The sequence below is a fragment of the Aerococcus tenax genome, assembly GCF_003286645.3.
Taxonomy (GTDB): domain Bacteria; phylum Bacillota; class Bacilli; order Lactobacillales; family Aerococcaceae; genus Aerococcus; species Aerococcus tenax.
The window spans coordinates 1,026,489-1,038,910 of record NZ_CP127382.2; the positions used below are offsets into that span (position 1 = coordinate 1,026,489).

13 protein-coding genes and 1 other annotated feature are annotated in these 12,422 nt (G+C 39.6%); of the genes, 1 reads left to right on the forward strand and 12 read right to left on the reverse strand.

What is annotated here, in order from left to right:
• The first annotated feature begins 163 nt into the window (after positions 1-163).
• The gene (locus DBT50_RS04930; RefSeq protein WP_070560172.1) at positions 164-703 is read left to right on the forward strand and encodes a DUF924 family protein; all 540 of its coding nucleotides are present in this window, start codon (positions 164-166) and stop codon (positions 701-703) included.
• A 158-nt stretch (positions 704-861) separates the two neighbouring features.
• Here DBT50_RS04930 and DBT50_RS04935 read toward each other — a convergent pair whose 3' ends face one another.
• The 12 genes from DBT50_RS04935 to DBT50_RS04990 form a co-directional block, all read right to left on the reverse strand.
• The gene (locus tag DBT50_RS04935; RefSeq protein WP_318602910.1) at positions 862-1,608 is read right to left on the reverse strand and encodes an alpha/beta hydrolase family protein; all 747 of its coding nucleotides are present in this window, start codon (positions 1,606-1,608) and stop codon (positions 862-864) included.
• Positions 1,609-1,624: 16 nt separating this feature from the next.
• Positions 1,625-2,296 carry an ABC transporter permease gene (locus DBT50_RS04940; RefSeq protein ID WP_070560168.1) on the reverse strand — a complete coding sequence of 224 codons (672 nt, stop codon included), beginning with the start codon at positions 2,294-2,296 and terminating at the stop codon, positions 1,625-1,627.
• A 3-nt stretch (positions 2,297-2,299) separates the two neighbouring features.
• Entirely contained in the window at positions 2,300-3,256 is a 957-nt protein-coding gene (locus tag DBT50_RS04945; RefSeq protein ID WP_070560166.1) for an osmoprotectant ABC transporter substrate-binding protein, read from the reverse strand.
• Between the two features lie 2 nt (positions 3,257-3,258).
• The gene (locus DBT50_RS04950; RefSeq protein WP_070560165.1) at positions 3,259-3,900 is read right to left on the reverse strand and encodes an ABC transporter permease; all 642 of its coding nucleotides are present in this window, start codon (positions 3,898-3,900) and stop codon (positions 3,259-3,261) included.
• Between the two features lie 2 nt (positions 3,901-3,902).
• The gene (locus DBT50_RS04955) at positions 3,903-5,078 is read right to left on the reverse strand and encodes an ABC transporter ATP-binding protein (protein WP_111853226.1); all 1,176 of its coding nucleotides are present in this window, start codon (positions 5,076-5,078) and stop codon (positions 3,903-3,905) included.
• A gap of 238 nt (positions 5,079-5,316) precedes the next feature.
• Entirely contained in the window at positions 5,317-6,453 is a 1,137-nt protein-coding gene (locus tag DBT50_RS04960; RefSeq protein WP_111853227.1) for a 5-methyltetrahydropteroyltriglutamate--homocysteine S-methyltransferase, read from the reverse strand.
• 66 nt (positions 6,454-6,519) lie between these two features.
• Positions 6,520-6,750: a binding site (T-box leader), on the reverse strand.
• A gap of 237 nt (positions 6,751-6,987) precedes the next feature.
• On the reverse strand, positions 6,988-7,674 hold the full coding sequence (locus tag DBT50_RS04965; protein ID WP_070560158.1) for a hypothetical protein: 687 nt from the start codon (positions 7,672-7,674) through the stop codon (positions 6,988-6,990).
• 12 nt (positions 7,675-7,686) lie between these two features.
• On the reverse strand, positions 7,687-8,421 hold the full coding sequence (locus tag DBT50_RS04970) for a DUF5058 family protein (RefSeq protein WP_070560156.1): 735 nt from the start codon (positions 8,419-8,421) through the stop codon (positions 7,687-7,689).
• A 35-nt stretch (positions 8,422-8,456) separates the two neighbouring features.
• Complete coding sequence (locus tag DBT50_RS04975) at positions 8,457-9,617, reverse strand: ArgE/DapE family deacylase (protein ID WP_070560155.1); 1,161 nt, start codon at positions 9,615-9,617, stop codon at positions 8,457-8,459.
• A 192-nt stretch (positions 9,618-9,809) separates the two neighbouring features.
• Positions 9,810-10,280, reverse strand: coding sequence for a superoxide dismutase family protein (locus tag DBT50_RS04980; protein ID WP_013669735.1), 471 nt, complete (start codon positions 10,278-10,280; stop codon positions 9,810-9,812).
• Between the two features lie 75 nt (positions 10,281-10,355).
• Positions 10,356-10,817: a hypothetical protein gene (locus tag DBT50_RS04985; RefSeq protein WP_070560153.1), complete on the reverse strand. Its 462-nt coding sequence runs from the start codon at positions 10,815-10,817 to the stop codon at positions 10,356-10,358.
• Between the two features lie 27 nt (positions 10,818-10,844).
• The gene (locus tag DBT50_RS04990; protein ID WP_070560151.1) at positions 10,845-12,398 is read right to left on the reverse strand and encodes a vWA domain-containing protein; all 1,554 of its coding nucleotides are present in this window, start codon (positions 12,396-12,398) and stop codon (positions 10,845-10,847) included.
• Positions 12,399-12,422 lie beyond the last annotated feature (24 nt).

Here is a 12,422-nt window from a genome sequence, read left to right on the forward strand (position 1 = left end):
TACCTTCTAATAATATTAAGTACTTACAGACATGAAATACTAATTTAATTATACCTAGGATTACATTTTTTCGCCAACTTACCAATATTTTTCGTTTTATTCGCTAAAAAAAGCTTACTATGATAAGTTTAATAAAAGCTTAGTTATCTGAGAGGTGAAAAAAATGGATTATAATGATGTACTCGATTTTTGGTTTAAAGAACTTGATTCCAAACAATGGTTTAACGGTGGCAACCAAGTTGATCAGTTAATTATAGATAATTTTTCTAAGTTACATGGACAAGTTGCTGCTGGTGAACATGCAGATTGGCGTCAAGGCGTTGAAGGTAGGCTGGCTGAAATTATTGTCTTAGACCAGTTCTCCCGTAATATTTACCGGAATAGTGGTCAAGCCTACGCTTACGACAATATGGCCCTTGCTTTAGCTCAAGAAGGAATAAGGCATGCCGATTTAAGTGGTCTAACAGTTGAAGAACGTGGTTTCTTCTATATGCCCTTTATGCATTCGGAATCGCTTAAAATTCATGAACAAGCTCTCGAACTTTTTGCTTCTGAGCCCGGTCTGAGCCATCGCTTAAAATACGAAAAAATGCATTATGATATCATTAAAGAATATGGCCGTTATCCCTATCGCAATGAATATTTAGGTCGTGAAAATACTCCTGAGGAAGAGGAATACTTAAAACATAATGATGGCTTTTAAAGCCATGAGCGGAATAAATGCAATATACAAACAAAAGCCCTGACAATAATCAGGGCTTTTTTATAGGACTTAAGTTAATGACTAGTTAAGCCTTACAAACACAAAAAAGGACTTCACCCAGTTGAAATGAAGTCCTTTTCGTATTCTATTCGATTTTACTATATATTTTTTTGGATAAAGTCGACCGATTTCTCAATGATATCAAAAGGAACCCAGTGGTCTTCTTCTTCATAAATCTGATAAGCGATATTAACTTTTTCATTATTCGCCTGTATTTTTGGGATAAGCTGGCGATTGATATCTGTATTTATCCAGTTATCCTTGCCCCCGTTGTAAACAAAGAAAGGAAGGCCCTCTAGCTGATTAAGATGATCGGCTAGGTTCCAGCTACGGATAAAGGATAAGTCTTCATTGACACTTTGACTGGCTTGGTATCGGTTATATAATTGCTCTAATTGTTTAACCGCATCAAGGGAAGCAATGTATTGGACTGCCCCATCTAATTTTTGGCCATACTTAGCAATGATTAAGCCAGTCGTCAGACCTCCCATTGAAGTTCCAAAAATAGCCAGGTGGTCTACACTATAAGCCTCTGTTATGGCCTGAACTAAAAGTGGAAATTCTTCTACATTATGCTTTAAAACGGCTGCTAGGTCATTTGCCATTTGGTATTGGTAATTGTTGGGGCGCCGTTGTCCATGGAGATAGGCATCAGGAATAACCACATGAAAGCCTGCCTTAGCAAAAGCGATGGCTTGGGTTAGAATCGATTCTTTGACATTAGTCCAGCCATGGTAGCCAATAATAAAGTCCTTTAATTCATTTCCCTGCCCTTCCATAAATACCTCTAAGACAGGAATATCAGAAAAGACATTATAACGGACAGTATAATTTGTAGCCGGCATGCAATTCTCCTTTCACTTATTTATTCTTACTTGCATTAGGACTGAGCCGTCTTTCCAGCAATTCCATCAGATAATCAGCCACGATAGACATTAAGGCAATTGGTATTACTCCAGCTAAGATAATACTGGTCCCTTCCGAAGCATTAACCCCCCGGGTTAAAATAGAACCTAATCCCCCTGCTCCAACAAAGGTACCAATGGTAGCAATCCCAATGGCGGTAATGAAGGCATTGCGAATACCCCCTAAAATGACCGGGAAGGCTAAGGGAAATTCAACTTTTAAAATCACTTGCATCTTCGTCATTCCCATGCCCTTACCAACATCAATGATGCCGGCATCGATATTTCTAACCCCAGTATAGGTATTCCGCAAAATCGGCAATAAGGAATAAAGGAAAACGGTTAAAACCACCAGATTTGAACCTAGCCCTAAGTAAAGCATCAATACAGATAGTAAGGCCAGGGCTGGAACGGTTTGAATAATATTAGCGATACTTATCACGATATTGGCCAGTTTTTCCCGTCTAGCAATATAAAAGCCTAGTGGGATAGCCAATAAACAGGCAAAAATGGTGCCGTATAAGGCCATTAGCATCTGTTGAAAGAATTGACTAATGACATAAGAACTATTTTCTGAATAATAATAAAGTAATTGTTGCCATACACTTAAATCCGTAATATCGGCCATGTCTTATTCAACCTCCTTTTTTCTGACTGGTTCTAAGTAAGGTTCTTTGTCTTCAAAATAATTATGACGTAGTAACCATTCCTTAGCGACTGTACTTGGTTCTAATAAGTAATTATCAGCGGTAAAGTTTAGCCGTTGCATTTCTTCGTTACTGATCGCTCCTGCAAGTTTGGCCATGACCTTATCAAGATCAGGATACCTAGCACGGATCTCATTTGTAGCGACAGGACTAGCGTCATAAGGAGGGAATAGGTGTCTGTCATCTTCTAAGACCTTGAGATCTTCAGAGATAATTCTTCCATCGGTTGAATAGCCTAAGGCAACATCAATTTCTTCATTAGCTATAGCTGTGTAAACTAAACCGATAGCCATTGGGTAAAGATTATCAAAATCAAAACCGTAAGTTTGGACAAAGCCATCATAGCCGTCCCCTTCGCGTTCTAGCCAGGAGTTATCGACTCCCACCTTAAAGGTATCGGCATATTCTTCTAAATCGCTGACCTTTTCAAGTCCTAGTTCCTCCGCATCTTCTCGTCTTACCATAAAGGCATAGGTATTGGCAAAGCCATAAGTAGGATACCAGGTTTGGTTAAATTCCTCTTCAAAGCCTTTAACGACTTTCTCAAGCGCGAGTTGGGGATCTGTGATCGGTTCTTGGCCTAATTCACCAGTCAAGCTGGTCCCTGTATAACGAACTGAGGCCACGTTTGCATCTCCGGTTTGGAGGGCAGCGTGGTTCATTGATGAGGAACCTAGGTTAGTAATACGATTAGCATCAATAGGTATATAATGTTCTACCATGCCTTCAACGATGAAGCCCATAATTTCAGCTTCTGTACTTCCTAAACTGGCAATGGTTATGGTATCCGAATCAGCAGCATTAGATAAACCGGGTAAGGAACAACTAGACAATAAGACGACACTGATCAGAGCAATAATACTTTTAATAATACGTTTCATGCTTAAGCCGCCTCCTCTTTTGATGACATTTGAGGTGAGGACCATTGTTCAACTTTCCCCATGATAAAGTCAACCACTAAAGCGAGTATGGTTACTGGGATAGTCCCGCCAAAGATTAGATCAGCTCTAAAGAGGTTTAGACCATTAAAGATCATTTCTCCTAAGCCCCCACCACCGATATAGGCAGCGAGCGTGGTCCAGGCAATCACATAGACCGCTGATAAACGCACCCCAGCCATAATCACGGGTGTAGCTAAGGGAAGTTGCACTTTCCAAATTAATTGCCAAGGGGTCAAACCCATGCCTTTACCTGCATCTAAGAGATCAGCACTTACCGAAGTCATTCCTAAATAAGTATTTCTAAGAATCGGTAATAAGGAATAGAGAAATAAGGCAATAATCGATGGCGTCCTCCCCACACCAAAGAAAGGGATCATTAAGGCCAAAAGCGCCATAGTGGGAATAGTTTGTAAGATACTTACTAAACTAATAAAACCACCGGCATATTTTTGATGTTGAGATAGAAAGATCCCTAATGGAATGGCTACGATGATTCCCAATCCTAAGGAAATGAGGGAAATACTAATGTGCTGGCCTAAAAGTCTTAAAATTTCATCGCCTTCTTGTTGTAAAAATTCAATCATACTTATTCAGTCCCCTCTTCTTGATTGGTGACTGCTTCTTCTGAAGAATCTTCTTCACTATCATCGCCCCAGACACTATCGTAAACAAAGTTAACTAAAGCACTGCGGGTGACAATACCAGTTAATTGCCGGTCACTATTGACGACTGGAATATTAGGCAAAGCTCCTTTTAGGATCCGTTGCATGGTATCTTGGACCAAGTCATCCTCTTGGACTGGATAAGTCCTTTGGTCCATTACCGCACTGACAGAGGCATCACGGGACTGTTCATGAGTAATGGTTTCCAGGCTAATCCTTCCCATTAGATGGCGATAATCATCAATTACAAATAGCGAATCGACATGGTTATTGCGCATAACCCGAATAGCATCGCTAATCGATTTGCCCAAACTAATCATTAAGGGATTTGTGTTCATAATTTCTTTAACCGTGATGATATTGGCCCGAGCCTGCATGAGACGGTCTTCTCCCAAGAAATCGCGGACATAGTCATCTGCTGGATTTTGAATAATATTATCTGGAGTATCATATTGAACCAAATCGCCATCCCGCCAAATAGCAATTCGGTCAGCCAGAGCCAATGCCTCATCCATATCATGAGTCACAAAAACAAAGGTTGACCCATATTCTCTTTGTAAATCCTTGACGAGTTCTTGTAAGGAATCCCTGGTAATGGGATCCAAAGCTCCAAAGGGTTCATCCATTAAAACAATTTCTGGATTCGCAGCTAAAGCACGGATAACCCCCACCCGTTGTTGCTGTCCTCCTGATAGTTCAGAAGGATAGCGGTCAAGGAAATCTTCCGGTAATTCCACCCGTTTTAATAAGCGATGGGCGATTCTTTTGCATTCTTCTTCATCTACTTTGAGTAAGCGTGGTACGGTAACAATGTTATCGTAAATCGTCATGTGGGGCATGAGTCCAATTTGTTGGATGACATAACCAATTTTACGCCTCAAATCAACGGGGTTAAGGTCGGTAGTCTTTTGTCCATTAATTAATATGGCCCCAGAACTGGGGTCATGCATCCGGTTTATCATACGGAGTGCGGTAGTTTTCCCACTACCCGATCGCCCAATAAAACAAACAAACTCACCATCATTAATCGTTAGGGACGATTTCTTTAAGGCCTGGACATTACCAGGATAAATTTTCTCAACCTGATCAAATTCAATCATAGAATCTCCTTCTTTTTGAATTATTATTCCTGTGAATATTTTTCATAGTTTTAATATATCAATAAAATAAAAAGAATACAATTCTATCAGATAAATCCCTATATAATCCAAAAAGCTGAAATTGACTAAAAAGTTCTTCTGTGGTAAATCAATTACCCCTTTCAACTTTTCAATCAACTTCAGCTTCTTAGGCATCGTTGTAATTACTAAGGCTTAGTAAATTTTGGTGAGCGGTAACTTAGGCGTCTTCGCCCCATACTTCTTTAGCAACTTCGATTAATAATTTTATTTTCTTCCATTGGTCTTCTTCACTGATTTTATTGCCAATTTCATTGGAAGAAAAGCCACATTGAGGGCTAATACTTAAATGATCTAAAGGTACATATTGACTGGCTTCTTTAATCCGGTTGATTAGGTCGTCTTTGCTTTCTAATTCAGCTGACTTTGTTGTGACTAAGCCTAAGACGACATGCTTGTCATCAGATACAGTCTTTAGAGGTTCAAAAGTTCCTGCCCGCTCAGAGTCATACTCTAGGAAGTAGGCATGGACATTTTCTTGGTCAAATAAGGGGCTTTGTACGCTGTCATAACCTCCTGAAGCAAACCAAGTTGAGCGGAAATTTCCCCTGCAGATATGGGTATTTATTCTTAAATCGGAAGGTTTATTTGCGATAACTGCATTATTGACGCGGACATATAGGGTTTTTAATTCTTCGTTTTTTTCTTGGCTATATTCACTACCATCGTAATCTTTACCCCCAGCTAAACGTCCCCAAGTACAATCATCAAATTGAACGGTCCGACAGCCTGCTTGGTAGAGGTCTTCAATGACTTGGCTATAGGCTTGGGTAATATCAGCTAATAAGTCGTCTAATTGGCTATAGATGGCCTGGGTATATTCCTTATTAAAGTCACGTAAAACTTCTTGCAAGAATTGAGCTGGTGCTGGAATAGTTTGCTTAACGTCAACATGATCAGAAGCATGTGATTGGGTAAATTTGAAATGATCCACAAAGGGATGATTATCACCAGTTATTTTATCAACAATTCGACTGGTTACCGCAAAGACTTGTTCTCCGGAGAATTGAGTTCCCGCTTCTACTTCAACACGATCAACGCCATTGAGTCCCCAGAAGAAGTCAAAATGCCAACTTTTACGGCGGAATTCACCATCCGTGATGGTCTTTAAACCAACGGCTTCTTCCTTTTTGATCAGGTCAATAATCGCTTGGTCTTCTAAAGTTTTAAGTTCTGAATATTCAATTTCTCCATTTTCAAATTTCGCTCTTGCCTCAATGAGCTCTTGGGGACGCAGAAAAGATCCCACATGGTCATAACGAAATGGTGATTGTTTTAACTGAGTAAATTCTGACATAATTAGCACTCCTTTTATTTTTAATTGATGTCATAAAAAAATCCCATCCCTGGAACAATAATCTTTCCTAGGGACGGGATAACCGTGGTACCACCCTGATTACTCCTCTATTTCTAGTGGAGTCACTTATACAATCTTTATCAATTGTTGCAAAGTAACGGTTGCTACCGTTTAGAAAGCCAGCACCTTCTAAAACCTCCGAGTTCATCTTCACTGATTCAATCGTTATTAGCTCTCATCCCTACTAATTTTCTGTAAACGCTTTGAATAAGCTACTCTTCTCATCACAGTTAATTTATTTATTTGTTTTATAGCATAGCAAGTCTTTGCCCTAAAGGCAAATCACTTTATCATCATTCTGGAAAGATGGACCGAAAGATCGATCACTATTGATTGGTTAAAAGCTTGATAAGTCAACAAATCATTGATTAAAATTCGGTTAATGATCATTAAACCCTATCTTATCAGATATATTTTTGATATCTATTGGCTATGGATGGTCGCAAGCCAAGAAGCTTATAAAGACATATCAGCTTATGATTGCTTATTCTTATCTAAAAAGTAAGCAACCGCAAATGAAATTACCATCGCAGAAATTAAGATATAAGATTGGTATTGACTATAGGCTGCAGGACCTAAAAATAAGAATAAAGCGGCCGTAAAAATTAAAGGGGCAATAGCTATCTTCTTATTATTCAGTAACTGAGGGACTGTTATGGCGCCAAAAAGGGCTGGCGTAATATGGTCAAAACCCGGTTTAAGGACAGGATGGTTTAAGATAGGCACTAGCCAGGAGCCAATTAAAAATACCCCAGCAGCTAAAACCACAATAGTCACCAGTGAAGAGATCCCCACACAAATGATGGCAATCACATCCCCTTTTTCGCTCCCTGGACTGACCCCAGCAATTTTTTGCCCGGCTACTGTAACTGGCATTTTCATGTTAGTAATGTTTCCGGTAATAGAACTCAAATACATGGCTCCAGAACCAAAAATGGGATAAAAGGACAAGTTCTCTACCACAGCCATGGGTAGAAAAATAGCGATTAAACTACTCCCGGCTGCTAAAGCCTTAGTAAAGGATAAACCTACTCCATACCAATAAGCCGTTCCTATCGGTACCATAAACATGGCAATTAAGGCAATTATACTGGTGAGCTTACCAAGTCGATTGATTTCTTGAGAAAATTCTTTTGAAGTGCGTGTTTTTTTATCATTCATAGGCTAAACTCCTTAAACTATTTGTGCTTGTAGGATGACGGCTCCCATCCCTACTATTAAAGCAACGGGTAGGGAATAATCTTTTAGGCTAGTCCAGCCAAAGCGCTTTGCTAAGAAATCGATGATTAAAGTAGTCAGTCCGGCGGCCAAAAAAGCCACAAGGGATGAGATATTTTCCGTATTAAATACATAAGGTGTCGATAAAGTAATCAACATTGCCGTAAATAAAGCGCCTGATACTAAAGCGACTATATTCGTATTATGGCTTTCTTCCTTAGCTTTTTGGGAGACTTGGTCTAGCTTACCCATAAAGAGGATGTTAAATAGTATCCCCCATATGATCCCAATAGTCATCACAAACATAATAATAATGAAGACTTCTGCTGTTAGGTTAGGGTCTGAAATGTCGGTAAGTCCTTGACTTTGGGCAGCAATATTAGCCGCCATTCCCTCATAGCCAGCTGAACCAACAATCGATAGACGAAGCCAAGGAAAGTATTTTCCTAAAGGCACAGATAAGGCTAGCATCATCACGATAATAGGCAGGGAAGGAACTACAGATAGCATGGCACTATTGGTCATCGCTCTTTTTAAAGTTTTCTTGGTCATTCCCAATTCCAGACCTCGATTATAGGCTTTCTTGATAAACAAGATCGCTTGAACGCTAACAATTAAAATGACTATGGCACACAGGATGAAAACGATCGAGCTGTTAGCAATTTCTAAGTAGTGAACTTCTTCATTCATAGGCAGTCCTCTTTCATTTCGCTAGGATAGGTATTTTATTTAAGGTAGTTTAGGGCTGTTTCTTTATAGATATCGACGAAAGCTAAAAATTTATCTAAGGAAACATATTCATTTTCTTGGTGAGCGACTGAGGGTTCTCCTGGCCCATAAACCGCTAAATCATAGTCTTCACCAATTTGACCGAAATTAGAAGCATCTGTTGCTCCACCGGTAACGGTCAGCTCTAATTCATGACTGACACTGGATTGGATGGCTTTAATTAAATCATTATCTTCTGTTGAGGTTGCTGGTGGATTGTCTTGAAGAAGATTCAATTCTAAATACCCCTCACTCTTAGCATTTAGCTCTTCGATACAGTCATTAATTATCGATAACACTAAATCATTGCCCGCTTCAGGAACTGTTCGGGTATTGGCTTTCATTTTTACTAAACCAGCCACACTATTGATCTGGGTTCCGCCCTCGATCACTGTATTGACATTTAGGGTCTTCCCTAGGTCAGCATTATAAGCAGATTCTGTATTAAAGTTTTCATCAAAACGTTGATTACTTAAGTTGATATAATCAACCATTAACTGCAAGGCATCAATCCCCACTTCTGGCATGGAAGAGTGAACAGTTTTCCCATGGGCAATAATTTCATATTGGATAGATCCTTTATGGGCATATACCACTGACTCACTTCCTGATGGTTCTGCAATTAAAAAGCCATCTGCATCATCTAAATAACCTGCTTCGACTAATTGTTTCGACCCATACATGCCAATTTCTTCACCAACCGTTAGGGCTAAGCGTAGGCAACCTTTAAAATTGGCGCCGGCTTCCTTTAATTCAATGGCAGCCAAAACCAAGTCAACCAAACCAGACTTCATATCTGAAGTCCCCCTGCCATAGATTTTTCCATCATGAATCTCTCCAGCAAAAGGCGGATAGGTCCAGTCACTATGGTCGCCTGCAGATACGACATCAAAATGCCCTGAATAGACCAAGACCTTTCCTTCTCCACCTTCACTACCATAGATATTGGCAATAAGTGAAGAACGTCCAGCTTGGTATTCAATAATTTCGCTCTCAATACCATACTTAGCCAGTAAGCGGCTAAAATATTCAGCGACTTCTGCCTCTTGATCATTTTCACTTTCAATTGCTAATACGTCGCGTAAAATTTGTAATTTTTCCTCATCCGTAAACAGCATAAGAATGCCTCCTTTATTATGTTACAAATTCTTATTCAAAATCGTTTATTTTTTTAATAATACCATAAAAAGGAAAAATTGGTTAGATATTCTTACATAAAAAATAGTTTAAAATGAATAAAATCTAGCTAAAAATAAAAAGAGCCCATGGTCTAACCATGAGCTCACAGTGTCTATAACCTACTTAATCGCTTATTTAGCTGGGAAGATTACGCCACCTAATTGACGACCACCAGCATCCCCTGTAGGTTGGGAAATATAGTCATCTGCACCAGTGTGTACAATTAGGGCTGTCCCGTTACCTTCATTATGAAGGGAATATTTAGCATCCTCTTTTAGAGAAAGGCCTTCAATTTCGTAGACTCCTTTAAAGTCACCACTAGCAGGAACTTCAATGTTTGGTAAGTCACCTAAGTGAGGACCATTTTCTGATTTTTTACCATGGTCAACACCTGTTGGGTTGAAGTGACTTTTTGCATCAGCAAATTCTTCTTCTGGAGATGCAGCACCATATTCGTGAATGTGCATTGCAAATTCACCTTCTGGTAAACCGTGAAAATCTACAGTAACTTTTACCTTACCGTCGCCTTCTTCAAAGGTAGCGGTACCTGAATCTTCACCTTTTTGATTAAGCATGTTAACAACAACTTTTTCATCTGACATATGCAAAACTCCTTTCCTCTTTAACTACTCTCATCATATCATTTTTATTTGATAAAGAACAAATAATATGCTTCATTACCACTCTTGACTGGAAAGATAGCGCTGGCGTTTATTTTCCAGTTCAGGGATATTTTCTGCCATAAAGTGATTCCAAAGTTTTTGGCTGTTACCGTGCCGGGCAATGATATTGTTATCTGACTTATTTTCACTATCACTTGCTTCCATACGAACTTGGTAGTCATCCCACACCACTTCGAGGAATTGGTCCAGATCTTCTACAGTAACATCATTATTTAGGCGATAATTATTGGCTTGACGTATCAAGGTTTCCTTTTGTCGGTCACTATCAAATGCAGCTAAATAGCCATGAATGACCATGTAGAAAGCAATTTCATCATTAATCCCTTTAAAATTGAATGCAATATTAATCCCTGCCTGCGCTAGCTCATCATAATTAATAGTTTTTACAAGTTCCAGATAGTGACCGAATTGACTTTTTAAGATGACTTGCTTTTTTTTACTTGACCCTAATGTCAAATTTCCCTCTCTCCTTTATGCCTAGCGTTAATGCTTTTGTTTAATTATCCGGTGATTATATTTTTCATCTTGGCGTAAGTATAATAATTTTCCTCCGCTATCGGTAGATAGTGGCGAAGGCTCCTTAGGGTCAGCTGTTGTCAGCACCCAGTACATGTTTTGATAACCGTAACGCTCAAAGCCATCATCGCCGTATCCATCAGTAAAATAGACAGACACTGAATTTCTATCATTAAAACCATTGTCGTGTAACCATTCAAAGGCGGGTGCAAAACTGGTTCCTCCCCGACCCTCAAATTGAAACTGGTCAACATTACTTTGATCCAGTTTATTAACACCGACCACCTGGGTATCTACTTGGACCACCCAAATATCAGTCCCTAAAGTTTTATTAATATTAGCAAGCTCTGCTAAGCTGTATGCTAAAGCCTCGGCATTTTGCGAAGCACTGGTATCAATGAAGGCCACTAATTGAGCGGCAGTGTCTAAAGTTCTTCCCGGTAGGTCGATCCGATAGGGTTGGCGGCGATTGACCCGGTTTTTGGAATAGCGATAGGGAATTGGTGCTTGACCTAAACCGCGCATGATAATGTCCTTCCAATTCAGAGAACGTTGCTTAAAGAGAACTTGAACTTTTTCTTTAATATTACCACTGAGGTGTTTACGCATTTCTTCATCCATATTTTCATAAGCCCTACGTACAATACCGTTGATAATTTTTCGGTGTAAGTCATTATTCTTACTCTGGGGAATAACAGGCTGCATGGAATGATTTTTCTTCATTTCATCATTTAATTGTTCTGCCGACTCTATTCGCAATTCCCGAGCTTTTTCAGGATCAAAATTTTTGCTGAGTTGACTATAGGTATCATTCATATCTCCACTGCCCTTCATCTTCTCAAAGGTTGACCATACCCGATCATGGCTATGGTGTTTGGGGTCATCGTGAGCAGCTTTCAACTCTTGATAGTAATATAAAGAACCCTGTTTCTCGTTAAGGGAGTTTTTAGACAGCAAATTCCTCATGCCCTCAAGGCTAGCTGCGTGGTCTGGGAGGTTATCGATGTATTGATTGACCTCAGTATCCATGGCCACGCTCATCATTTTGCCATCTTCTTCATTGAGGAAGGCCCAATCATAGTCAGTCAAATGATTAAAAATAATATGGTAACAAATTTGACGGATGCCAGCTAACATTTGCTTTGGGCCCTGATAGTACATGAAAAACAAGACCGGATTGACTGACAGGGTTAAGCTAGTTCCCTCAACACTGACATTCAGAGGCTTTGCCAGGTCTTCAGACATCCTGCGGTCCATCTGGTATAAAACTCCAGCAAAAAGAACGTCTCCAGCTCCTTGGTAAGAACGATTTGCCATGAGTTTAGCACATAAAAGACCAATAAATTCATCCATTAACTGAGTAAATTTATCATAGTCCTCCGACCATCCGAAATTCATATAGATGATGAAGGCATAATTGAGTTCACGAAAGAGCTGATTGATATCATCATAAAGAAGATCTGACTGCTGGATTTTATCTTCCTTTTCTTCCTGAGTCGGTTCGCTCTGCATTCGATTCATCGCTCTCACCTCTTTTATTCTTTT